General features: G+C 56.3%; 19 protein-coding genes. 8 read left to right on the top strand and 11 right to left on the bottom strand.

The features are described from left to right. The first annotated feature begins 42 nt into the window (after nucleotides 1-42). Nucleotides 43-5,298, top strand: a complete 5,256-nt coding sequence (locus tag IGS16_RS10990) for a response regulator (protein ID WP_297085396.1) — start codon at nucleotides 43-45, stop codon at nucleotides 5,296-5,298. Between the two features lie 55 nt (nucleotides 5,299-5,353). On the opposite strand, the gene IGS16_RS10995 is transcribed toward IGS16_RS10990, so the two are convergent. Together IGS16_RS10995 and IGS16_RS11000 are read right to left on the bottom strand one after the other, a co-directional pair. Beyond that, nucleotides 5,354-5,512: a hypothetical protein gene (locus tag IGS16_RS10995; protein ID WP_297085397.1), complete on the bottom strand. Its 159-nt coding sequence runs from the start codon at nucleotides 5,510-5,512 to the stop codon at nucleotides 5,354-5,356. A gap of 118 nt (nucleotides 5,513-5,630) precedes the next feature. Then, nucleotides 5,631-6,974 (bottom strand): ferric reductase-like transmembrane domain-containing protein, encoded by a 1,344-nt coding sequence (locus IGS16_RS11000; protein ID WP_297085398.1) that lies wholly within the window; start codon nucleotides 6,972-6,974, stop codon nucleotides 5,631-5,633. Between the two features lie 48 nt (nucleotides 6,975-7,022). On the opposite strand from IGS16_RS11000, the gene IGS16_RS11005 reads away from it, so the two are divergent. Further along, on the top strand, nucleotides 7,023-7,241 hold the full coding sequence (locus IGS16_RS11005) for a hypothetical protein (protein WP_297085399.1): 219 nt from the start codon (nucleotides 7,023-7,025) through the stop codon (nucleotides 7,239-7,241). On the opposite strand, the gene ilvC is transcribed toward IGS16_RS11005, so the two are convergent. The 3 genes from ilvC to rimI all read right to left on the bottom strand — a co-directional run bounded on the left by ilvC (nucleotide 7,238) and on the right by rimI (nucleotide 11,755). Further along, nucleotides 7,238-8,233: a ketol-acid reductoisomerase gene (gene ilvC / locus IGS16_RS11010; protein ID WP_172355441.1), complete on the bottom strand. Its 996-nt coding sequence runs from the start codon at nucleotides 8,231-8,233 to the stop codon at nucleotides 7,238-7,240. The genes IGS16_RS11005 and ilvC overlap by 4 nt on opposite strands. 246 nt (nucleotides 8,234-8,479) lie before the next feature. Next, nucleotides 8,480-10,951, bottom strand: coding sequence for an ATP-dependent Clp protease ATP-binding subunit (locus IGS16_RS11015; RefSeq protein WP_172355439.1), 2,472 nt, complete (start codon nucleotides 10,949-10,951; stop codon nucleotides 8,480-8,482). A 180-nt stretch (nucleotides 10,952-11,131) separates the two neighbouring features. Beyond that, nucleotides 11,132-11,755: a ribosomal protein S18-alanine N-acetyltransferase gene (rimI, locus tag IGS16_RS11020; protein WP_297085400.1), complete on the bottom strand. Its 624-nt coding sequence runs from the start codon at nucleotides 11,753-11,755 to the stop codon at nucleotides 11,132-11,134. Nucleotides 11,756-11,890: 135 nt separating this feature from the next. On the opposite strand from rimI, the gene lysA reads away from it, so the two are divergent. The 4 genes from lysA to IGS16_RS11040 all read left to right on the top strand — a co-directional run bounded on the left by lysA (nucleotide 11,891) and on the right by IGS16_RS11040 (nucleotide 16,582). Continuing rightward, entirely contained in the window at nucleotides 11,891-13,315 is a 1,425-nt protein-coding gene (lysA, locus tag IGS16_RS11025; protein ID WP_297085401.1) for a diaminopimelate decarboxylase, read from the top strand. Between the two features lie 588 nt (nucleotides 13,316-13,903). After that, entirely contained in the window at nucleotides 13,904-14,848 is a 945-nt protein-coding gene (gene cdaA / locus IGS16_RS11030; RefSeq protein WP_068508049.1) for a diadenylate cyclase CdaA, read from the top strand. Then, the gene (locus IGS16_RS11035; RefSeq protein WP_297085402.1) at nucleotides 14,823-15,578 is read left to right on the top strand and encodes an isoprenyl transferase; all 756 of its coding nucleotides are present in this window, start codon (nucleotides 14,823-14,825) and stop codon (nucleotides 15,576-15,578) included. Before cdaA ends, IGS16_RS11035 begins: the two co-directional genes overlap by 26 nt. Nucleotides 15,579-15,769: 191 nt before the next feature. Next, nucleotides 15,770-16,582, top strand: coding sequence for a YdcF family protein (locus tag IGS16_RS11040; RefSeq protein ID WP_297085403.1), 813 nt, complete (start codon nucleotides 15,770-15,772; stop codon nucleotides 16,580-16,582). A gap of 193 nt (nucleotides 16,583-16,775) precedes the next feature. On the opposite strand, the gene IGS16_RS11045 is transcribed toward IGS16_RS11040, so the two are convergent. The 6 genes from IGS16_RS11045 to surE form a co-directional block, all read right to left on the bottom strand. Beyond that, nucleotides 16,776-17,048 carry a DUF3143 domain-containing protein gene (locus tag IGS16_RS11045; protein ID WP_068508055.1) on the bottom strand — a complete coding sequence of 91 codons (273 nt, stop codon included), beginning with the start codon at nucleotides 17,046-17,048 and terminating at the stop codon, nucleotides 16,776-16,778. A gap of 73 nt (nucleotides 17,049-17,121) precedes the next feature. Next, nucleotides 17,122-17,721 (bottom strand): J domain-containing protein, encoded by a 600-nt coding sequence (locus IGS16_RS11050; protein ID WP_297085405.1) that lies wholly within the window; start codon nucleotides 17,719-17,721, stop codon nucleotides 17,122-17,124. A gap of 165 nt (nucleotides 17,722-17,886) precedes the next feature. Beyond that, nucleotides 17,887-19,029 (bottom strand): glycosyltransferase family 4 protein, encoded by a 1,143-nt coding sequence (locus IGS16_RS11055; protein ID WP_297085407.1) that lies wholly within the window; start codon nucleotides 19,027-19,029, stop codon nucleotides 17,887-17,889. After that, on the bottom strand, nucleotides 19,026-20,027 hold the full coding sequence (locus tag IGS16_RS11060) for a bifunctional riboflavin kinase/FAD synthetase (RefSeq protein ID WP_297085409.1): 1,002 nt from the start codon (nucleotides 20,025-20,027) through the stop codon (nucleotides 19,026-19,028). Before IGS16_RS11060 ends, IGS16_RS11055 begins: the two co-directional genes overlap by 4 nt. Nucleotides 20,028-20,109: 82 nt before the next feature. Continuing rightward, complete coding sequence (locus tag IGS16_RS11065; RefSeq protein WP_297085411.1) at nucleotides 20,110-21,036, bottom strand: MBL fold metallo-hydrolase; 927 nt, start codon at nucleotides 21,034-21,036, stop codon at nucleotides 20,110-20,112. An 807-nt stretch (nucleotides 21,037-21,843) separates the two neighbouring features. After that, complete coding sequence (gene surE, locus IGS16_RS11070; RefSeq protein ID WP_297085413.1) at nucleotides 21,844-22,701, bottom strand: 5'/3'-nucleotidase SurE; 858 nt, start codon at nucleotides 22,699-22,701, stop codon at nucleotides 21,844-21,846. 318 nt (nucleotides 22,702-23,019) lie between these two features. Here surE and pheS point away from each other — a divergent pair, with 318 nt between their 5' ends. Beyond that, a complete protein-coding gene (gene pheS, locus IGS16_RS11075; protein WP_172355415.1) occupies nucleotides 23,020-24,021 on the top strand; it encodes a phenylalanine--tRNA ligase subunit alpha in 1,002 nt (333 codons plus the stop codon). Between the two features lie 243 nt (nucleotides 24,022-24,264). Further along, complete coding sequence (locus IGS16_RS11080; protein ID WP_297085414.1) at nucleotides 24,265-24,765, top strand: pentapeptide repeat-containing protein; 501 nt, start codon at nucleotides 24,265-24,267, stop codon at nucleotides 24,763-24,765. Nucleotides 24,766-24,804: the final 39 nt, after the last annotated feature.

Genomic DNA, 24,804 nt, shown 5'->3' on the forward strand with positions numbered 1-24,804 from the left:
TCTTCATTTCGCGCATTTCCCCCATTTAGAAGGAACACCGCTATGCTGTCGGAACAACAACAGCGCATCCTGGGCTACTTCATTGAAGAAGCAAAAGACCATTTGAACACCATCGAGCAGGGGTTGCTGAATCTGCAAGCCACTATCGAAGACTCGGAGATGGTCAGCGAAGTGTTTCGTGCGGCGCACTCGGTCAAGGGCGGCGCGGCAATGTTGGGGCTAGACAGCATTCAAAACACGTCCCACCGCCTGGAAGACTACTTCAAGGTGCTGAAAGAGTGCCCAGTGCAGGTTGATCAAACCCTGGAAACGCTTCTGCTGGGCGTGTTTGACGCGCTGCGAGAACTGCTGGATCACCTCCAGGGCCCCTTTGGGTTGACCGATGACAAATCTGCCGAGGTGATGGCTGGGGTGGAGCCAATCTTTGGGCAGATTAACGAGCATCTGTCCCGGTTGGTGGCCCAATCGGGTGGCACACCGCCGGAGGATGTGGAGCTAGCGGTTCCTGCTGCCAAGACAACTCCTGCCCCTGCGCCACAGCCTGCGATCGCCGAGGAAAGTGCCCTCCTGCTGATGTTCCAGAGCGACGTGCCCGCTCGTCTGCGAGAAATGCTGCAACTCTTCAAGCAGGCAGATAGCGATGCTACTCGTCAACAACTTCAGTCCCTCTGTCGGACGCTGAGCGGCTACGGCGATCCGTTTGACTTGCCTGCCTGGGCAGAGCTGCTCTCTCTGGCAGAAAGGGCGATCGCCCATCCCGACAACGAGTTTCGCACCCTCGCGCCCGTCATCATCAAAGACATCAAGCAGGCGCAAGAGCGGGTGCTAGCGAGTCGCGCCGCCGACATCACGCCCAGCGAAGCCCTACTCCAACTTCAGCCCAGCGGCGATGACCTGCTGCTGGAACCTGTAGCCGACTGGCTATCCGTTCCGTCCACAACCGACGGCGGCGTAGACGATGCCGGGTTTGGTTTGCCCGATGCCGAAGTGCTGGATACACCCAATACACCCCTAGACTTCGATCCGCTAAACTTTGATGCGGCCTTTGGGGCAGCCGCAGATGAGCAGGCAGTATCGGGCGATCGCACTCACGATTTTGAACGGTCATTTGACACTGCCGATTTTGACTTATCGGATACATCCGCTTCGGATGCACCAGGCCCCTTTGCCCCCACAGATGACAGCGCCCTGGGCCTGGATGTGTTGGATGGGCCCAGCGGCTTAGAAGAACTAGATTTTGCCGCAGCCGATGATCCTACAGGAGACGATCAAAACGGGCCAGAAGTCGGCATTGCAGAACTCAACAGCCTGGCCGACCTGTTTGAAAACGAAGCGCCCGACCTGGGAATCGTTTGGCAAGAAGAAATTCTGTCCGAAATCGAAGTGGAGCTACCAGAACCACTGGAGCCTGACCCGACAAGCGACTTCTCAGACTTGCTATTTGGGCAAGACACCGCTGGCGAGCTGAGCGATTTAGAGCTAGAGCTAGAGGGAGGTCTGGAATCCTACGGCACTGGCGACGATTCCGGCAGTTTTGAAAGCGCAGCGGACGATTCAGACGACGACCTCTCTGCAATTCTGAATGCTGCGGCAAACAGCGCGGCTCAGTTGGATGACTCCTCAGAAGTTCTGTTTGGAGCGCAGCCAGAACCGCAGTTGCCTGCCCCCGATCTGTTCGCCATGCCCGATCCGTCTGCAATGGCTGAGGAGGCATCTCTGGATGACCTGCTGGATGGTGACCTATTTGCCGAAGAATCCTCGGCTTCAAGTTTTTCTGGATTCGACGACCTAGATACTGGGCTGCTGGATGGACTCAATGAGGGGCCAGACGATCGCTTTTTGGATTTGCCTGGAACCTCCGACCCTGACCAGCAGCTTGATGCATTAGACGACTTCTTTGCAGACTTGGGCAGTGATTTAGAGCCGGAAGCACTGACCAGCATGGGCGAGGAAGCTGTGGCTGAGGTGGATTCGTCAATCCTGTTTGAGCCGTCCGCAGCGGAGATGGGTGAGAGTGCTCCTGAGGATGGCTCTCTTGACCAGCCCCCTGCTGCCGAAGATCTTTTGGCGATGGACGGTTCTGGATCGAGCAACCTTGACATGGGACTCGAACTAGAAGAAAACCCCCAAGAAGATGCGACTGCTCAGCCAACGTCCTGGCTAGATGCACTGGATTCTGAAGATGGGCTGGCAGCGCTGACTCCGGCTCCCGCGATGTGGGATGTGGAGGCCGATCAGGATGTTACAGCTGATTTGTGGGATGCTGAGCCGTCGGCCCAATTGATCTGGGACAGCCTGGATGATCTGGAAGAAGAAGCACCTGAAACCTCTCCAGCAATCAACCCAACTGCTGACCCAGACTTGCTGGGAGTCGAAGATTTGGGGGGCTTTGACCTGAGCGATGCGGACGTAGACCGCCTAGAAGAGCCTACTGCTAGCGCTGATCTCGATGCGACAGAAGACGTTGCTGCGCCAGAAGATGAGTTGGCCCTGATCGATCTGGGACTAGACGAAGCTCTGGGTACGGAGGCTTTGGATGGAGACGAATTGTTTTCGGGGGTAGATGCCGAAGCCGCTGGCAGTCTGGATGCCTTGCTGGAAGAGTCGCAACTAGAGGAGACGCAGTTAGAAGCTCTGCAAGAGCTACAGACAAGCGCAGAACTTGCAGCAGAACTTGCAATTGAAGAGTCGATCGACGACGGAGCCAGCGTTTCCGCTGAGGAGCCTCCAGTAGAAGAACTTTCAGTAGAGGAACTTTCAGTAGAAGAACCCCTGATCTCCAGCAAGCCCTTGGAGGCGATCGCCCCCAATCCCGAAGCTGCGGCGGCCGTAGCCGACTTTGGCGACCTGGATTTGCTGTTGGGCAATGCCGACGAAACCGTCCCGCCAGATTTTGGGCTTGACCTCAGCGAAGCCAGCCTGTTTGAAAACGCATCAGACCCCAACAGCGATTTTGCTGACTTGGAAGACCTGCTGGCAGATTCCAGCCCGGTCAATGGGGACAGCGTTGGGGATGAAGCAGATGCCTTTGCAGATTTGGATGCGCTGTTAGAAGAAGAAATGGCAACAACTGCTTCTAAAACGCCTATTTCAGGGTTTGGCGTGGAAGAGGCGGACGACTTTGCGGATTTGGAAGCGCTACTCGACGGAGATGTAACTTCTGTTCCGCCTACTGCTCCTCCAATTCCCAGCGAGGCCGAAGCAGATGAGTTTGAGGACTTGGAACGGCTGCTAGAAAACGCCGACCAAACCCTGTCCGACATTCCCACAATGCGGGCGGCTCGGAATGCTGCTGCGGCTCGCCGGCCCGCAACGCGCCGCAACACCCCCACCCTGACTGACCAAACCATGCGCGTGTCAGTCAAAAACCTGGACAACCTCAACAACTTGGTGGGCGAACTGGTCGTCAACCGCAACAGTCTGGAACAAGCTGAGGAACGGCTGCGGCAGTTCCTCGACAACCTGCTCTATCAAGTGCAGCAGTTGAGCGATGTGGGTCAGCGGATGCGCGACCTGTACGAGCGATCGCTCCTGGAAAGCTCTCTGCTCTCTGGACGCAAGACCTCTGCCTTTACGGCTCCTGGCAGCGCCCCCAGCAGCAGCCAGAGCAACCACGCAACGGGCGTGAGCTTCGACGCGCTGGAGATGGATCGGTTCACGGGCTTCCACACTCTCTCACAGGAGATGATCGAGCTAATCGTGCGGGTGCGAGAATCGGCCTCAGACATTGACTTTGTGGTGGACGAGACAGATCAGATTACCCGCAACTTCCGTCAGATCACCACGCAGCTTCAGGAAGGGCTGACCCGCACCCGAATGGTGCCCTTTGCCCAAACCGCCGATCGCCTCCCCCGTGCGGTTCGCGACATCTCTCTGCGCTGTGGCAAGCAGGCAGAACTGGTGCTGGAGGGACGCGAAACCCTGATCGACAAGATGATCCTGGAGCAGCTTTATGACCCGATGACGCACCTGGTCAACAACGCCATTACCCACGGCATCGAGTCGCCCCAGGAACGGGCCGCGATGGGCAAAGCACCGACCGGGCGAATTACGGTTCGCACCTTCCACCAGGGCAACCAGACGGTGATTTCGGTCAGCGACGATGGAGCCGGAATTGACCCGGAACTGGTGAAACAGAAGGCGATCGCCCGCGGGCTAATCACACCTACCGAAGCCAAGAATATGTCTCGGCTGGATGTTTATGACCTGCTGTTCCACCACGGCTTCAGCACCCGCGACAAAGCCGACGACCTAGCAGGACGTGGTGTGGGCATGGACGTGGTTCGCACCAGCCTCAACGAAATTCGGGGCGTGATCAACATCGACTCCTCCGTCGGGCGCGGCACGACCTTCACCATCCGCCTGCCGTTGACGCTGAGTATCTCTAAGGCACTGTGCTGCATCAGCAACCGCGCCCGCATCGCCTTCCCAATGGACGGGGTGCAGGATATGTTGGATGTCCCGCGCGATCGCATCCAGATCAATAGCGAAGGTCAATCCTGTATCCCGTGGCGTGAACAACTGCTACCCTTCCAGCCGCTGTCGAACCTGCTGAAATACAATCGCAGCCTGGGTCGCGGCAGCGTCTATGGCGGCAACCAGGAAGACGATATTGTGTCGGTGGTGGTGCTGCGGAGCAACGCGGGCAGCTATCTGGCACTGCAAGTCGATCAGGTTTTGGGCGAACAGGAAATTGTAATCAAACAACTCGAAGGGCCTGTGCCCAAACCGTTGGGCATTGCTGGGGCGACGGTGTTGGGCGACGGACGCATCATGCCCATTGCCGACGTGCTGGAACTCATCGACCTGTCGATGGGTCGCATCCGTCGCGAGGCCGGTAGCTCCCTGTGGGAAGTCAGCGAAGAGCCACCCGCCGATGCAGCCGATGCAAAGCAGGAACCCACGGTGCTGATTGTGGACGACTCCATTACCGTCCGCGAACTGCTGTCGATGACCTTTGCCAAGATTGGCTATCGGGTGGAGCAGGCTCGCGACGGACAGGAAGCCTGGGAAAAGCTCCGGTCTGGCTTGCCCTGCGATTTGGTGTTCTGCGACATTGAAATGCCCCGCATGGACGGGCTAGAACTGCTGTCTCGAATGCAGAAAGACGCGCACCTGGCCCACATTCCTATTGCCATGCTGACCTCTCGTGGAGCCGACCGCCACCGTCAAATGGCCATCCAGCTTGGAGCCAAGGGTTACTTTACCAAGCCCTATTTGGAGGAAATGCTGCTCGATGCGGCGCAGCGGATGCTCAAAGGCGAAGTGCTGGTGGCAGCTAGCGGAGATAGTAACTAAAGACAGTAACTAAAACTAAACAGTAACTCAGTAGCCAAGCTAGGCACTTAAACGCTTAGTCAGTTTCTTGCGGAAGATTCAGACTTTGCTGATCTGACGTTGCATCGGGCGCTTCGGGGGTGGGGCGACTTTGCAACCAAGCAAATAGCGCTGACCCCATCACCAAGTTGAGGGTGATGATAGAAACCAGTTGCAGCATCAGGACGTAGCGCATAGGGAAATAAGTCGATTCTCGATTTTGGATTTGCGATTTCGGATTGCCTGCCAAGCCCCTGTAGGGCTTCCAGCCATGTTATGTGTTCAGGACTCTGTACATGATTCTGTGAAGCCATTTACACCAGGTTGAAGTGTTCCATGTGGATGTGCGTGGGCGGCACCTGGAGATGGTGGAGTCCGGCTTCGACGGCATCCATCATGCGGGGACTGGCGCAGATAAAGTATTGACGGCTGCCGCGATATTGGGGAATGTAGCGTTCTAGCAGCGCTTCATCAACATAGCCCGATTCCCCGGTCCAGCCCTCGTGGGGATGGCGGAGAACGAAGACGATTTGCAAATCCAGCTTGTCCCTCAGGGCTTCCAACTCCTCGCGGAAGGTGAGGTCGTCCCAGCGATCGCCCGCGTAGATCAGCAGATGGGGGCGATCGTCGCCGCGTTCGGCGTGGGTGGTCAAAATGCTCATAAACGGCGTGATGCCAATGCCCCCGGCGATGAAAACAAACCCGGCGGTGTCTGGATAGCGATCGCTCGTAAACACGCCATAGGGTCCATCCAGATAAGCCCGCGTCCCTGGCGGTACATGCTTAATTTCGCGGGTAAAGTCGCCCAGCGCCTTGATCGTAAACTCGATACGGTCGGACTGGCTGCCGCTCGAGGACATCGAAAAGGGATGCTCGCGCATGTGGAATGGCGATACGTCCAGCGTGATCCAGGCAAACTGGCCGGGTTGGAAGGTGAAGCCATTGTGGCCGTGGGGCCGCAGCGCCAGGGTCCAGCTATCGCCCCGTTGAGACTCGACGGCTTCTACCAAGTAGGGCTTTTTCAGCATCATCCACGGCTTTACTAGGCGCACGTAGACCAGTAGCCAGAGGGCAGCGAGGGCGATCGCCCCCCACAGCACCGTCTTCCAAAATAGCGACAGATAATAGCCAACCCCAATCGCGTGCGCCAGCCCCAGCCCCAGCGCCAGCACCGCCAGCAATCCGTGCAGCGTGCGCCACGCCTCATAGGGAATTTTCAGCCGCGTGCGCCAGATCGAGGTGATAATTAGCGCCACCAGTGCCAGCGTCCCCATGACGGCAAATCGGGCCCGCCACGGCGCTTCTGGGAAATTGAGCAGCGCTAGAGTTTCGGGCCGGTGAATAAATAAAATCGCCGGATGCACCAGGATAAACAGCACCGCCACGATGGAGATGTAGCGGTGAAATTGCAGAATAATGTCAACGCCGTAAGAAGCCTCGACTCGGTTGATCCGCGCCGTCAGCGCAAATTGCAGCGCCATCATCGCCAGCCCCACAAATCCCAGCGCCACCGAAAACTCAACCCAGAAGCCCCGTGCTTCATTGGACATCGGCGGATAGAGCAGCAGCACCAGCAGCGGAACGAGCGTCAGTCCCAGATAGATGGAGATCCAAAAGATAGCGATCGCAATTGGACTATGGGTCAAGATAGTCTTCATAATTAGCGGTTTAAGAATACAGGCTGAGGAAAGGCTGGATAGAGGCCGATGAGTCCGGAGTTACGGCGCAACCGTAAGATAATCTGTTTGCAAGCAGGAGTTCCTCTGCCTCAGGCGGCGATCGCCCCTCTGCTGCCCTATGCCTCTAGAGAGAAATACTCTGACCCAACAAAAAACCTGTCTGGCGATCGCGCCAAACAGGTCTTTTCAAGTCCTAACTCCAACATGCTCTCGCCTCAGTGCTGCGGAGCAGTCATCCCAGGCTAGGCTTTCTTCAGCCAGCTAAACATGGCCCGCAGATCTTTGCCAACTTCCTCAATAGGATGCTCGGCCTCGCGGCGGCGCATGGCGGTAAAGCCCGGTTTGCCAGCCTGGTTTTCCAGCACAAATTCGCGAGCAAACTGTCCCGTTTGAATTTCGGTCAGAATCTTCTTCATTTCCGCGCGGGTTTCGTCGGTAACGATGCGTGGGCCGCGAGTCAGGTCGCCATACTCTGCCGTGTTGGAGATACTGTCGCGCATCTTTGCCAGACCGCCTTCCACGATCAGATCCACAATCAGCTTGACTTCGTGCAAACACTCGAAATACGCCAGTTCTGGCTGATAGCCCGCCTCCACCAGCGTCTCAAAACCTGCCTTGATCAACGCGCTGAGGCCACCGCACAGCACCACCTGTTCCCCAAACAGGTCGGTTTCGGTTTCTTCGCGGAAGGTGGTTTCTAAGATGCCTGCGCGGGTGCCACCGATGCCTTTTGCATAAGCCATCGCGCGATCGCGTGCCCGTCCCGTCGCGTCCTGATACACCGCAAACAGCGCCGGAACGCCCTCACCCTGCTCGTAGGTGCGCCGCACCAAGTGTCCCGGCCCCTTAGGAGCCACCATCACCACATCCACATCCGCAGGGGGCACAATTTGGGCAAAGTGAATATTGAAGCCGTGGGCAAAGGCCAGCACCTTGCCTGCCGTCAGTTGCGCTTCGATCTCATTTTTGTAGACCGTTTTCATCACCTCATCCGGCAGCAAGATCATGATGAAATCCGCTGCCGCAGCAGCATCGCTCACCGTCTTCACGGTCAGCCCTTCCGCCTCAGCTTTGGCAGCCGACTTGCTACCCGGATACAAGCCAACCACCACATTCAGCCCGCTGTCGCGCAGATTCAGGGCATGGGCATGGCCCTGCGAGCCGTAGCCAATGATAGCAATCGTTTTGCCAGCCAAAACGTCCAAATTCGCGTCTGCATCATAATACATCCGAGCCATAGGGAAGGAATCTCCGTGAAGCGAGGGTTATCTGTCTTGCAAATTGGTCTTTGCAAACCGGTAAATCTTGCAAATGTCAAGCATTTGATTCTACCAAACGGAGGGGAGTGGGTGAAAGGCATGGCCCGAATCAGCGCAAAAAGAAACTGGGTCACCCATTAGGCAACCCAGCCCTCAACACAAGACAGTGCTTGCAAACAGCAGTTACTGACAGCTACAGCTATTGACCGCCACAGCGGTCAACCGCTACTCCGCAGACTGAGGCAGCAACTCCCGCTTTTCACCCGGAAGCACCTTCACCTGTCCGTCTTCGCCGACATCCACAACGGCCACATCGCCATCCTTGACCCGGCCAGAGAGGATTTCCTCTGCCAGGGAGTCTTCTAGCAGGCGCATAATAGCGCGGCGCAGGGGACGAGCGCCGTAGCTGGGGTTATAGCCCTCTTCCACCAGGCGATCTTTGAACTTCTCGGTGACCTCAAGAGTAATGCCCTGCTCCAGCAGGCGACCTGATACTTCCCGCAGCAGAATGTCACCAATCCGCTTCACCTCGTCCTTCGTCAACTGACGGAAGACAATAATCTCATCCAGACGGTTGAGGAACTCAGGGCGGAAGTATTGCTTCAGTTCCTCATTCACCAGAGAACGGATGCGGTTGTATTGGGACTCAGCCATGTCTTCCGAAGACAGGTCGAAGCCCAGACCGCCGCCGCCCTTCTCGATCACCTTGGAACCGATATTGGAGGTCATGATCAGCAGGGTGTTCTTGAAATCTACCGTGCGACCCTTGGCATCGGTCAAACGACCGTCCTCCAGGATTTGCAGCAGCATGTTGAACACATCGGGGTGGGCTTTTTCGATTTCGTCGAACAGCACCACGGTGTAGGGGCGACGACGAACGGCTTCGGTAAGCTGACCGCCTTCGTTGTAGCCGACGTAGCCGGGAGGCGACCCGATTAGCTTGGAAACGGTGTGCCGCTCCATGTATTCCGACATGTCGAGGCGAATCATCGCATCTTCGGAGCCGAAGAAGTAGGCCGCCAGAGCCTTGGTTAGCTCCGTCTTGCCGACCCCCGTAGGGCCAGAGAAGATAAAGCTGGCGATTGGGCGGTTGGGGTTCTTCAAGCCCACGCGGGCACGACGAATGGCGCGAGACACGGCTTTCACAGCTTCGTCCTGACCAATCAGGCGATTGTGTAGGGTGTCTTCCATGTGCAGCAGCTTCTCGGACTCGGTTTCCGTGAGCTTGTTGACTGGAACGCCCGTCCAGGCTGCAACGATTTGGGCAATGTCTTCCTCCGTCACCACTGGGGAATCTTCGCCGCCCGTTGCCTCGCTCTGCTTAGATTGGACGATGGCGCGGATTTCGGCGCGTAGCTCCATTTCGCGATCGCGCAATTCGCCTGCCCGCTCAAAGTCCTGATTGCGAACGGCATCGTCTTTCTCTTTTTGAACCTGGCGCAGTTCCTTATCTAGTTCCTTCGCAGCCGGGGGCATCTGAGAGTGGAACAAGCGGACGCGGGAACCCGCCTCGTCGATCAGGTCGATGGCCTTGTCGGGCAGGAAGCGGTCTGAAATATAGCGGTCAGACAGCTTAGCAGCAGCCTCCAGCGCCGCATCGGAAATCTTCAGCTTGTGGTGCTGTTCGTAGCGATCGCGCAGACCCCGCAGGATCTCGATCGTGTCCTGCACCGACGGCTCACCCACCATCACAGGTTGGAAGCGGCGTTCCAAAGCCGCATCGCGCTCAATGTGCTTACGGTATTCATCCAGCGTCGTTGCGCCGATGCACTGGAGTTCACCCCGTGCCAGTGCGGGCTTCAGAATATTTGCCGCATCGATCGCCCCTTCTGCTGCGCCTGCGCCGATCAGCGTGTGAACTTCGTCGATCACCAGAATGACGTTCCCCGCTTGGCGGATCTCGTCCATGATCTTTTTGAGGCGTTCCTCAAACTCACCGCGATATTTGGTGCCCGCCACCAGCAAGCCGATGTCAAGAGTCACCACACGCTTCTCTTCGAGAATATCGGGCACGTCGCCGCTGGAGATGCGCTGGGCCAGCCCTTCGGCGATCGCCGTCTTGCCGACTCCCGGCTCTCCAATCAGCACCGGATTGTTCTTCGTGCGGCGACCCAAGATTTGAATCACACGCTCAATCTCTTTCTGACGGCCGACCACGGGATCAAGCTTGCCTTCGCCTGCCATCTGGGTCAGATTCGAGCCAAACTCGTCCAGCGTGGGGGTCTTGGTGCGCCCCTGGCTGCCACCCGGCGTGACCTCGGCAGTTTCACCCAGCATCCGAATCACCTGGGTGCGAACCTTAGAGAGATCAACGCCCAGGTTTTCGAGAACCCGGGCGGCCACACCTTCACCTTCGCGAATCAGCCCCAAAAGGAGGTGTTCTGTACCGATGTAATTGTGTCCAAGCTGGCGAGCCTCTTCGAGCGACAGTTCTAGAACTCGCTTGGCCCGTGGGGTAAAGGGAATCTCGACCGCCACAAAGCCCGACCCGCGACCGATGATCTTTTCAACTTCAATCCGAGCGTCTTTCAGGTTGACGCCCATCGACTTCAACACTTTGGCGGCGACGCCGGTCCCTTCTCCAATCAGACCCAGGAGGATCTGCTCTGTACCGACAAAATTATGTCCCAGGCGACGAGCTTCTTCCTGGGCAAGCATGATCACCTTAATGGCTTTCTCTGTGAAGCGTTCAAACATGGCAGTCTCTATCACCTGCTGCGTGCCGGTACTGCTGATTCTAGCATAGGGTAAGTGAATCCACCCGGCTGCTCAACGGAGACAACCGACCCCAACCAAGACCCTGATCCCGAAACGAGCGCATCAAAGAATGCAAGCGAAGAATGCGATCGCACGCTTGTCGCTCCGAAGGGGATCTTGCTAGGAAAAGATACCTATGTCAAGAGGGATGGCAGAAAATCCCAGATCGCCTGCTTCTTTTTGGGTAGGGGATTGGGCGGGGATCAGGTGCCACCCATGCTGACGATGGCGATCGCCCACCCAGCCCCACCACTGCCGCAGCGTGTCTGAGAAGTCTGGCTCTTGCAGCCCCCTGCGCCAGAGAATCAGCGCGTCCTCTTCGGGGTTTTGGTAGTAGCGGGGCCGCAGGCCGACATCCGTGAAGCCAAATTTTTGATAGAGGGCGATCGCCGCTCTGTTTGATGCCCGCACTTCCAGCGTTGCCCAGTGCATCTGATGTTGCCACGCTGCCTGCATCAACGCCGTCAGCAGCAGTTGCCCCAGCCCCCGCCCCTGCTGTGCCGGATGCACTGCCAGAGTCGTGATGTGCGCCTCGTCCAGAATCATCCACAGACAGCCCAGCCCAACGAGCGAGGTTTCCCCATCTCCTGCCACAGTGGTCAGCGCCAGCAGCGTGCTATTCGGGCTGTCAATTTCTCTCAAATAACCGTCTTCCGTCCACAGGCCACCCAAACACTGCCGATCTAGCGCCACGGCGGCATCAACTTGATCTCGTGTCAACAGCGACAGATATAGCGTGTCCATGCCTATCTGTGATCCAGAAAATCCATCTTCAATCCCTCCAAGAAGGGTAGGTGCCAATTGTAAACTAGAAAAATTGGCATTCCTTCTAGCATTCCTTTGCAAACCCTCCTGTAAAGACAAGGACAGTTCCGCCCGATGGTTTCGACTCCTGCACCTGCTCTAGACAACTCTGGTCGTCAATACTTGCCTACGTTAGACCCTGCGACTGCTTCACCGAATCAAGTTCTAATGCCGCTGACTGCCCGCGTCAACGCACAGGATCATCTGGAAATCGGCGGCTGTGACGTGACAACGCTGGTGGAGAGATTTGGTTCGCCGCTGTACATATTAGATGAAGAAACGCTGCGAACAGCCTGTCGTCAATATCGAGAAGCCTTTCGTCAATACTATCCGGGCGAGTCGCTGGTGATCTACGCCTCCAAAGCCTGGAACTGTCTGGCTGTATGTGCAGTGGTAGATAGCGAAGGGTTGGGGCTGGATGTCGTCTCTGGCGGGGAACTCTACACTGCGCTAAAAGCAGGCGTATCGCCCAGCAAGATTTACCTGCATGGCAACAATAAGTCGGTTGAGGAGTTGTCGCTGGCCGTCAGCGCGGGCTGCACGATTGTCGTGGACAATTGGCAGGAGTTGAAAACCCTGGTGTCTCTGGCGGCCGATTCGGAAACTTCGGAAACTGCTGGCGGCCAGCCGATTCGCATTCTGCTGCGCCTGACCCCCGGCATCGAGTGCCACACCCACGAATACATCCGCACCGGACATTTGGACAGCAAGTTTGGCTTCGATCCTGAGCAGTTGGACGAAGTGTTTGCCTACGTTAGCCAGCAGCCTGCGCTGCTGTGTGTTGGACTACACGCGCATATTGGGTCGCAAATTTTTGAGCTACAGGCCCATCAGGATTTGACCAGCGTTATGGTGCAATGGCTAAGCAAAGCGGCGCAGTATGGGCTGCCGATTAGTGAACTGGATATTGGCGGTGGACTGGGCATCCGCTATACCGAGTCGGACGATCCGCCCAGCATTGAGGAGTGGGTGAAGGTGATTTGCGAGGGCATTATTCGCGCCTGCCAGCAGCAGGGCGTGGCGCTGCCCCGGCTGATTGCGGAACCCGGGCGATCGCTCATTGGGTCAGCCTGCGTTACGGCCTATCGCGTGGGTGGACAGAAGACGGTTCCTGGCATCCGCACCTACGTTACGGTCGATGGCGGCATGTCCGACAATCCCCGCCCGATTACCTATCAGTCGGTCTATCGCGCGGTGGTGGCCAACAAGCTGTCGGCTCCGATGACAGAATCAGTGGCGATCGCCGGAAAGCACTGCGAGTCGGGCGATATCGTGATTAAAGACGCAAAACTGCCGCCCACTGAGCCTGGGGACGTGCTGGTGGTGATGGGTACGGGCGCATATAACTACAGCATGGCCTCCAACTACAACCGATTGCCCCGTCCGGCGGCGGTGCTAGTCAACCAGGGCGATGCTAGCCTGATCTTGCAGCGCGAAACGGTAGAAGATTTGATCCGCCAGGATCGGCTGCCAGAGCGTCTGGTGCGGCGCGAGGGCTGAGGGCTATTGGGGAAGAGAAGTTAAGTTGTGCAATGGCAACTTTAGGACTGATGCAGTTAGACGATTTTTCGTGGGCTGTGCCCGCGAAGATCGTCTAAATCCCAGAAACCTAAACTTGATGACCCGGGGTGGTGAAGACAAGACTGGTCTTGGCGAGAGCAGCGCGAAGGGCGATCGCCCCTCCCCTTCCAGTCGTTATCTCGCTTGTGCGCCGCAAGATTTTCCCGGCTTGCTTTCGGGTCTGATCTCCGGAGTCATCCGTCAGGGACGTGTATCAGGGAAAGGGCAACCCCCTTGGTTTTCCGATCCCATCGGTCACTCACTGGTTCTTCTTGCCTCCCGCTCTTACAATTGGGGGGTGCGTTCTGTCCTCCATAACACAGCTTTTTAAACGGATGGGCAAGACGTGTCGCCTGGTCTGAGGTTTTCTCGACATCTCTTGTGGCGAAGGGACGTTTTTGGACGGTTTGCCACGGATTTCGGGAAACATCTGTCCCTAACCCTATTCTTAAAATCTACTTTCAGGTGCGATCGCGCCTGCCATAGTTGCAATTTACACGGGGCATTATGCCTAGCACCAATTAACTGATGGGATCTTTGCTGAAGCAATGGCTGACAAACCCTGGCTGGACTCAGTCCTTGCTGCTGCATGGGATTGATGTCGTGTTGGTACTAATGCTGACCTACATGGTACTAGTGATTATTGGCGATCGCCGCACGCTGTGGATGGTGCGCGGGCTAATCGTGCTGATGCTGGCTTCGGCGCTCAGCAAAGCCTTGAGCCTGCAACTGCTCAGCTTTGTGCTAGAGAAGCTAGTCATCGGGTCTGCGGTGGCGATGGCCTTTATGCTGCAAGCAGAGTTTCGGCGACTGCTGGAGCAGCTTGGGCGCGGCGAAATCTGGCAACTGCTGAAACCTGCGACTGAGGCAATACCCAAATCTGACAGCGTGATTGATGAAATCGTCGATGCAGTCAAAGAACTGTCCCAAAATCGCACGGGCGCACTGCTGATCTTGGAAACCAACCGCCCCATCGACGAGCGCGATTTTTCGGTTCCTGGGGTCAAACTCAACGCCGAAGTTTCAAAGGAACTCTTGCAAACTATTTTTCAAACCTCAACGCTGCTCCACGATGGAGCCGTACTGATTCGCGGGTCGCGGCTGGCCGCAGCAGGCGTAATTTTGCCCCTGTCAGAGCGCAGCGCCTCTCGGCAACTGGGCACCCGCCACCGGGCAGCAATGGGAATTACTGAGCGAGTAGAGCAATGCCTCTGTATAGTGGTATCGGAAGAAACGGGTTCAATTTCTCTGGCAGAAGGCGGCATTTTGAACCGTCCCCTGACGAGCAGCAAACTGCGAGAACTGCTCATTGCCCGCTTTTCTCAGTCGGTCGAACGTGAACCCGTTGCCCCCCAGTTGCGGAGTTTGGGCCGCCAGTTTATCGATCGACTCAAGCTCTTTTTGCCCCCTCCCTTTCGCATTTCCAAGTCGGCTTCTCGGAGAAAAAATGACAGCAAAGCCAACCGTTCTTAGAGACCTGCCCGCAGATTTGCAGCAGGAGCGACTGCCCAAACACGTTGCTGTGATTATGGACGGCAACGGTCGCTGGGCCAAACAGCGGGGCTTGCCGCGCATCATGGGTCATCGCCGAGGTGTTGATACCCTCAAGGAACTGCTGCGCTGCTGCCGAGATTGGGGCATCGAAGCCTTGACGGCGTATGCCTTTTCGACAGAAAACTGGGGTCGTCCACTGGAAGAGGTGGACTTTTTAATGACTTTGTTTGAGCGGGTGCTGCGCCAGGAACTCCGCGAAATGATGGAAGAACAGGTGCGGATTCGGTTTGTGGGAGATCTGTCGAGGCTGCCTGCGTCGCTGCGGGCTGAGATTGAGCGGTCGATGGCAGAAACCAGCCAAAATCAAGGCATTCAGTTTTCTGTGGCAACGAACTATGGCGGGCGGCAGGAGATTGTGCAGGCTTGTCGAGCGATCGCCACTCAGGTCGAGCAGGGCAAACTGCACTCCGAAGACATTGACGAGGCGCTGTTTTCTCAGCATTTATATACACAGGGGACGGTCGATCCTGATCTGCTGATCCGCACCAGCGGCGAAATGCGAATCAGTAACTTCTTGCTGTGGCAGATGGCCTACGCCGAGATTTATATTACCGATACGCTGTGGCCCGACTTTGACCGGGCAGAGTTTCACCGGGCGCTGGTGGACTATCAACAGCGCGATCGCCGTTTTGGTCGTCTTTCTTCATAAGCACCCGCATCATAAGCTTCTGTAATAGATTGTTAATAGTTTTTAGTTTTTAGATCGTTTGCTGAGTTCACCTGTCCTACTGGCTTCCATCGCGCACTCGTTCACAGACAAATCGCCAACCAAACGCCCGCCGAGTCAGCGTCGGGGCAATTTGTTTTGATCTGCCATGCCGTAATTTTCTGGAGTGAACCATGTCAAACCTGCGCGGAATCCTTGGACGATTTTGGACAAATCTGAACTGGGAACTGGTGGATTTACTCACCAATCCAGCGAAAGTCACGCTCTTATTCGTCTTCTTGCTGGCGTTGCTGTGGGTTGTTCCCAAACTCATGCCCGGTTCAAAAAACTGGATTCGGCAGCGAAAATCTCTAAAGCGCCTGCTGATGGGCGCGTTGGTGCTGTATTGGCTGATGGTTTCGCCGCTGGGTGCTGCTGCGCTCACCTATCCACTGGTGACTGCCCTGCCATCGGATTCGGGGCAAACTGCCGATGCCATTGTGGTGTTGACGCGCAACCACCGAGATGAAGGACGACGCTATGAGACAGCTGTGGAACTCTACAAGCAAGGGCGATCGCCCCGGATCTTTGTAACAATGGAGCACAACATGGAGCAGATCGCGGAACTGCTTGAGCAACAAAACATTCCGTTGTCTGTTCTAGCAGCGACCCGGTGTGCCCGCACTACCAAGGACGAAGCCGAGTCAACGGCGACCATTTTGGGGCCCCAAGGCGTAGAGACGATTATCTTGATCACCGATCCGGCTCATCTGAAGCGAGCAACGTTGACCTTTGAGGGCTATGGCTTCTCGGTCATTCCCTATGCTGAAACTGCGCCCATTCCGTCTGCACGGCGATCGCTCTTGGCGCTGCGAGAATATCCCGCCCTGGTCAGCTACCTGTTGCTGGGACGGTTTCACCCAGATTCGCCCGATGCGCTGAAAAATCCGCCCGCTGAACTGCTGGAAAAAGTCCGGGAGCGGCGATGCGCGATCGCCCCAAACTAAGCCAGCTGTTGCACCAGCAGACTAAAGTTTTCGCCTTGCGCCGCTTAGAGCGCTGATTAACTGATTAATTAGATCGCTGATTAACTAGAGCGCCAATTACCGCGATGGGTTTGCAGAAGTCCGTCGCGTTTCCGTTTGCGTCGCCTTCGGCATCCTGCCTGCATCACAGCCTAATGCATCACCGCCAAACGCATCACGGCCCAACAAAAATTGCCTCATCCAGATCTCGACGGCTCAAAGAGTATTTGAACGATCGCATCAGATCCTGTCCGTTTTCGCCTGCACCAATGTAGCGAACGGCAATGGAGTCTACATCCATCACAATTTCTGCTTCCCACTGAGGCTTTTGTACATACCAGCAATGTAAATTGTCGCGATCTTGCTGGCAACCCTGGGAAATGAGCCACTGCTCAATTTCGGGCAGCGGATGATTGTAGAGCGGCGTATCGGCAGGGGGGAGGGACATAAGGGGGTGTGAGGTGTGGGGGATGAGAAACGAAAGGGACAAAGGGGATAAAAAGGCGAGAGAAATGCCTGCGTCAATCTATCACGGCATCACTCGTGGCTTCCGGGTCAAAGTCCACTGGCTCATCATGAGAGACTTCGGGGGGAGAGACCGCAGGGTGGGCTGTGGCCTGGTGAATAATTTCGACTAGGCGCTCAGACTTGAGGCTGGCGATGGTAAACTCGCCTCGCGAAACGCCCACCGCCAGCACCAGCAGCAGGCAGGCGACAAAGGTAACTCCTAGGATGAACAGGGCAAATAGCTCACCCGCAGACAGGGGGCGATCGCTCGGATCAAGATAAGCGCTTGATCGATAGCGGCGGGCTTCGGAAACGGGACGGTTGAAATTTGCTGGGGTCTGGATGACCGAAACGCGGGAATAGCCGTTTTTCAAGTCATAGGCGGCGCGGCGCTCTGGGCTGCTCAGCGTGGCGTAGGCCTCGTTGAGAGCGTGAAACTTGGCCGTAGCCACGTCGGGCGGCAGTTCCGTCGTATCTGGGTGGTAGAGCTTGCTCAAGTCTCGATAGGCGCGACGAATCTCTTGCACCGATGCCGTATGGCGCAGTCCCAAAACAGTGTAGTAGCTGGCGGATGGTGGCGTGGAATGGGTTGCATCGGGTGATTGCCCTGGCACTGTAAATCCTCCGGTTTTGGAGCAGCCCCTAATTTTTGGTTCGTATAGCTCTAGGACTTACGCACTTGCGATTAAACTTTTTGGGTTTTGGACGATTTCTCGCGGGCGCAGCCCGCGAGAAATCGTCCAACTGCGTAAGTCCTAAGCTCATATTTTTAACTAATTTTAACCAAATGTCTGGGCGATCGCGCTAGGGGAACGCTTTTGAAGCAGGTCACGGAACCACTGCTCCGTGCGATCGCCCATCGCCTGCATCGAGTAGTGGGCTTCGGCGCGGCGACGACAGGCCGCCCGATCGATTTGCCCCAGCTTGCCCACAGCCGCCACCAGTTCAGCAACCTGATCCGGCTCCACCAGCCAGCCCGTTTCTCCATTGGTGACAATCTCCGACGGGCCGCCCCGACGGTAGGCAATGACGGGTACGCCGCAGGCGAGCGCTTCCACAGCCACATTGCCAAACGCCTCGACCCATTTGGGAGTCATGACCAGTGCCCGACAGCGGCCCAAGTCTTGCTGCAATTCTTCGGTTGAAAGAAATCCCCGGTACTCGACCGGCGCATCAGGATAGCGCTGCTGGATTTGCTGCCAGTAGGTGGGATCGGGCATTGCCCCCCACACGGAGAGCGGAATTTGGGTTTGTGCGGCGAGGGCGATCGCATCTTCCAGTCCCTTTTCGGGAGCCAGTCGCCCCACCCAGCCCAGTCGATTCTCTGGCTCGGCACAAAACTCGTAGCGCGACAGATCCAGGCCGTTGCCCAGCACGCGGAATCCGCCCGCATCTGGAAAAGTATCCACCTGGGCGTGGCTGTGGGCAGCAAGCGTGCCCGGAAACGTGCGGGCAACTTGCTGAATGGCAGCATCCATCGCCGCCGACAGCGATCCCATGCTGATCAGATGCGCCACGGGACGCTGAAAAAAAGGCGTGAGGTACAGCGGCAGCCAGTCGTAGGCAAAGTTCACCAGCAAATCGAAGTCATACTGCACCTGACGGGCATAGTCCCACATATTGCCCAGCACAGACTCTGGCGGCAAGGTAATCGGATCGGTGTAGTGCTGGGTTTGGGCACTGGTTTGCAGCTTGCCAGGAATCTGGGCGATCGCCATTGATGCAGCATCACCCAACTCTGACAGTTGGGAACCCTGCGGCGCGACGATTTGCACCCGGTGGCCCCGCCGGGTCATCTCCATCGCCAGGTTGTACAGCGTCAATTCCACGCCGCCACCTAGCCCTGTGCCCAGCGGTGCAACTGGGGTGGAAAGAAACAGCAGCCGCAGAGCGGAACAGTCGGAAAGGATTTGGGAGGTCATGGGGACGTGGTGAGGAGCGATCGCGCTTGGTCGCAGTCTTGCTGAATTTGCGCCTTCAGCGCGTCGAGGGAATCAAACTTTTGCTCAGCGCGGAGAAATGCCTCTAGGCCGACCACCAGCGTTTTGCCGTACAGATCGCCTGCCCAGTCCAGCAGGTGAACTTCTACCTGGCACTGGCTACCGTCTACCGTTGGACGATAGCCCAGGTTCATCACGCCGGGTTGCGGCTGCCTTACTGAGTCTGCGGAGGGGAAGACTAGGGCGTTGGGAAAAGCCTCATTCTGAACCCAAACTCGAACCGCATACACACCCAGCCGGGGCAAAAACTTTTCTTCGGGCAGACGCAGATTTGCAGTGGGAAAGCCGAGCGATCGCCCCAACTGCTGCCCCTTCACCACTTCGCCGACGAGCATGTAGGGTCGCCCCAGCAGCCGCGCAGCGGGCCGCACAAGTCCTTGCTGCAAATAGTCGCGGATGGTGGAACTGCTGACTCGCTCGCCGTCCAGCGTATACATGGGCACGATGTGAACGGGAATGTCGTATCGAGCGGCGATCGCCCGCAAATCTTCCGCCGTGCCCGCCCGCTTGTGCCCAAAGCAAAAATTCTCGCCCACGCTAATTTCCTGCGCCACCAGCGATCGCACCAAAATCTGCTCGACAAATGCCTCGGGCGACAGACACGACAGGGCATGGTCAAACGGCAACCGCACCAGTTGCTCCACACCAAGCTGCTTGAGTTGCGCCACCTTCTCTGCCAGCGGAGTCAGCAGATCGCGACGCTTGCCCGTAAAAAACTCGCGGGGGTGGGGGTGGAACGTTACGACAGTGGGCACAGGGGCGATCGCGCTAGAACCCGCAGCGCAAGTTGCCCGAAACTGCTGCGCGGCCAGCCAAACAGGTTCAATCACAGTTTGATGTCCTGGGTGAACGCCGTCAAAGTTTCCCAGGGCAACGACTGTCGGGGTTTTTACCGTCTCTAAGCAGGAAGTAATCCACACGCTTTACATTCTGACATAGAGCGGTTGAGCGAGGTGGAACCTGGATTGTATCTGCTGCCAAAGGCTGGAGCTAATCCCGGACTCAGGCAGAAATGCTGGCTTGCGAAGCAGCAGGCTTGCCGTCAGTCGCGTCTGCTGATTCTGCGGATGCTGCTGCTTCCGCCAGCACGTCAATTTCTAGCCCTTCGTAGGCAACGATGCTGTTGGGAAAATGCTTGCGGGTGTCTTCCTGGATTCGATCCATAAACTCGTCGCTGTGCAGCGGGTCGTGGTGGAAAATTACGACTTTCTTCACGTTCGCTGCCTTCGCAACCTTCACCGCTTCCTGCCAGGTCGAGTGTCCCCAGCCAACCTTGCTAGATTTTTCGGAGTAATATTCTTCGTCGGTGTAGGTGGCATCGTAGATCATGACATCCGCGTTGCGACAGAGCCAGAGAACGTTTTCATCCAGCCGATCGGGAAAATGCTCGGTGTCAGTGATATAGGCAACCGCGCGATCGCCCCAGTTAACGCGATAGCCCACCGACTCGCCCGGATGGTTCAGCAGGGCGTTTTCTACCAGCACGTCCCCCACCTGCACCGACTCTCCAATCTCTAGATCGCAGAAGTTCATATCCGCCCCCATGATTTGCAGCGGCACGGGGAAGTTGGGATGCAGCATCTGGTCATTAAGCCGCTGCTCGATGGTGGAGCCGTTGGGGGCGATCGCCCCATAAATATTGAATTTGTTGCCCTTGACAAAGGCTGGCACAAAAAATGGAAAGCCCTGGATATGATCCCAGTGGGAATGGGTAAAGAACATATTGATCCGCAGCGGCATCTCTCGCAGCAAAGACTGCCCCAGCACCCGCAGCCCCGTGCCGCCATCAAAGATCAGCCGCTCTCCAGCGACGCGCATTTCCACGCAGGAAGTATTCCCCCCATAGCGCACCGTCTCTGCGCCGGGACAGGCAATACTGCCCCTCACACCCCAGAAATGGATCGTAAACTGGTTTTTCACGCTAGACATTTGTGGTTCTTACTGGACTGACATCGGCCTTGCTACACAAGACCTTCTCGTTGCGTGCGCTATCACCTATGAATGCTTCGGCTCTTGAGAGTTGGTAGTTTCTAGTTGTTCGGCATTTTGAGAATGCAGGTTCCAACAATATCAGTAGTATTAGCATCAGTAGTATCGGCAGTCTCGGCAATATCTGGCAAATATCCAGCAATACTCCTGTGCTACCTGCGCCAAAGTCTCAAAAAACAACTCACCCTGTTTGCGCCATAACTCTTCTTTTACCTTGAGCCATCAGGAGGTAGAGCTAGGCTCAACACACCATTCACCAACCTATGCCCTATTGTAAAGGGGAAAGACCGTCTGGCTGCATCCTTCATCCTAGAGTTCCCTCTTTATCATGACATTGCTCTAAATTTCACAAAAAATTTTGTTTACTCCAAATTCACAAGACCAAATTCACAAAAAACTTCCAACCTCAGCACAGCATCAGGATTCTGCCATTGCTGGCTGAAATTTGCGACCGGTTCGTTCATCATGATTCATTCAGCCGAAGCTGACATCCGCAATTCATAGAAAAAATTCAGATTCCACAACCTCTTGAAATTTGATTGAAATTTGTCAAGAAACAGATGCTGTTCTTAAACTGACCGATTATCGATCGCAGTTCCCTGCGGGGTAAGGTAGGCCCTGTCCCCAAGAGAAAAGGGGTTCATGACTACCTGCATACCCTACTCGTGTCAGAAACGCTGCGACTTCACTCCATCCTGGATTTGACCCCATACCTACCAGTTTGGTCTACAGACTAAGCTTGACTCCTTATTCAACCGATAATGTCCACTCCCGGAGATGGTGTAAGCCGTGGGCACAAGAGAGGTTATATTGCAGCGGCGTAATAGTGATGTAATGCTGGCGAATAGCCTGGACATCGGTCATCATTTGATTTAGCCATGTTCCGCTGGCTTCGCCGAGCCGAGTGGCTTTGCCGAACCGAGTTTGCGATGTGACCACTAGCTCTAGGTCTGGCTGCGGCACGTCTTCCAACAACTCGCCTGCCAGCCAATAGTAGGTTTTGCCCCTGGGGTCAATTCGCTTCTCAAACTGGTCAATGTAGCGCCGGAGTCCCTGTCGAGTTATAGCTACGCCCGCAATTTTTTCAACAGGCACAGCGGGCACATTGACATTCAGCAGCATCGGCTGAGGCAGCGGGTTGGCAGTCAGGTAAGCAACGAGCCGCTGGGCAAAGTTGGCAGCAGGCTGAAAATCTTTTGAGGAGAAGCTGGTGAGGCTGAAGGCAATGCCAGTCACACCTTCAATAACACCTTCCATCGCCGCCGAAACCGTCCCCGAATACAGCACATCTGTACCCAGATTGGAGCCGTGGTTGATGCCCGACAGCACCATGTCGGGGGGATTGTTGAGTAGCGCTCCCAGCGCCAGCTTTACGCAGTCAGACGGGGTGCCCGAACAGGCCCAGGCCGTGACGCTGGGCTGGAAAACGCCTTCAACCTGCTCTGCCCGAATCGGTTTGTGGAGGGTTAGCCCATGCCCAGTGGCCGACCGCTCTCGGTCGGGGCAGACGACGCTGATTTGATGCCCTGCTTGGGCAAGGGTGTTTGCCAGGGTGCGAATTCCTAAAGAAAAAATTCCGTCATCGTTGCTGATTAAGAGGTGCATAGTGGTTTGATTGAGGGTAGACCCATTCAGAATTATGAAAGCGATTGGCTGGCTTATCCATTACTATTCTTCCTCTGCTATTCTCCGCTTTCGCCATGCTTCTGCCATGCTGCTATCGTGGAGAGCAATTGTAAGGGATGAAGCTCGGTAAACTATCGGTAAACTAGGGTAAGAGGGATTTAGCGTCGTGCTGAGTAAGGCTCTTGAAGACTCTCGCGAAGAGATTGTTCTTCTGGATTGTTTCAGACGACTTTTCCCCGATCCTTTGTTAAATATCTTTTCCAGACAACCCGCCAGATAATCCGCCAGACAACCTGTATGACCACCCAGTTGGTAGAGCTAGAAACTCAGTTGACGACGTTGCAGCAAGAAGCCGAAGGGGCGATCGCCGCTGCTGCTTCCCTCGAAGATTTAGAACAACTCCGGATCAAGTATTTGGGCAAAAAGGGCAGTCTGTCGCAAGTGCTGGGCGGCATGGGGCGGCTGAGCGCTGAAGAGCGTCCCCGCATTGGGGCCCTGGCCAACGAGGTCAAGGAAGTCGTGCAGACGGGGCTGGATCAGAAAAAGGCGGCACTGCAAGCGGCCCAGATCGAAGCCCAACTGGCCGCTGAAACGCTGGACGTGACTATGCCCGGAACGTTCCGTCCCCAGGGGCGCAACCATCCCCTGACCAGTACTATCGACCGGGCGCTCGATATTTTTGTGGGTCTGGGCTATACCGTAGCCCAGGGCCCCGAAATGGAAACCGACTACTATAACTTTGAGGCCTTGAACACGCCCGCCGACCACCCAGCGCGGGACATGCAAGACACGTTCTATCTGCCGGATGGCAACCTGCTGCGAACCCATACGTCTTCGGTGCAGATTCGCTATATGGAGGCGAACGAACCGCCGATCCGCGTGGCCGCTCCGGGGCGGGTCTATCGGCGGGATACAGTGGATGCGACCCATTCAGCGGTGTTTCACCAGATTGAAATTCTAGCGGTGGATGAGGGACTGACCTTCACCGACCTACGCGGTACGATCAAGACTTTTCTGGAAGAAATGTTCGGCGAGATTGAGGTGCGCTTTCGCCCCAGTTTCTTCCCCTTCACAGAGCCATCGGCGGAGGTCGATGTGCGCTGGCGGGGACGCTGGCTCGAGGTGCTGGGCTGCGGCATGGTCGATCCCAACGTGCTAAAGGCGGTTGGTTATGATCCGGAAATTTACACGGGCTTTGCGGCCGGCTTCGGGGTGGAGCGGTTTGCGATGGTGCTGCACCAGATGACCGACATCCGCGACCTGTATAAGAGCGATCTGCGCTTTTTGCGGCAGTTTTAGTCTGGCAAGTCACGGTCTAAGTTGGCGGTTGAACCGTGCTTGCTCTGCCGAACTTGCGCCATCAAACTTGCGCCGTTGAACTTGTGCCGTCGAACTTGCTGTGCCTGCCATGCTGTCCAATTGTGCGGTCAGATTGTGCTGTTGCAGCGAGCTGTTGAAGTGGGCTGTTGAAGGGGGCTGCCAAAACATGGCGGCAGAATGTTACGTTTATTAACGTTGGGAGCGTAAATTTCTAAGACGACCATGCGTTTACTTCGAGCGTTGCTGGGTCTGGTATTTGGGCTGTGGGTGGGGCTGATGGGGCTGTCGCAGGGGGCGATCGCCGCCAGTTCTGCTGCCATCCGCGCCTACGACGACGTAGAAGCCACCACCAAAAACTTTGCAGGGCAACAGTTGATTCAAGCCGAATTTGCCAATGCTCAGCTGGCTGGAGCAGACTTCAGCGGTGCTGACCTGCGCGGGGCAGTGTTCAATGGCTCCACGCTTACGGGGGCCAATTTGCAAGGTGTAGACATGACCGATGGCATTGCTTACCTCAGCAATTTTGCAGGAGCCGACCTGAGCAATGCCGTGCTGACTTCTGCCATGCTGCTGAAAAGCAACTTCAAGGGCGCAAAGGTTGACGGGGCAGACTTTAGCTTCGCCATGCTGGATCGAGAGCAGGTGCTACAGCTCTGCAAAACGGCATCAGGCGTGAACCCTGTGACCGGAGCCGACACGAGAGAATCGCTGGGCTGCAAGTAAAATTCTCTAGCCGTCTTGAGCTTGCTATTCTACCGCATC

The organism is Thermoleptolyngbya sp. C42_A2020_037, from assembly GCF_015272455.1.
Classification (GTDB): domain Bacteria; phylum Cyanobacteriota; class Cyanobacteriia; order Elainellales; family Elainellaceae; genus Thermoleptolyngbya.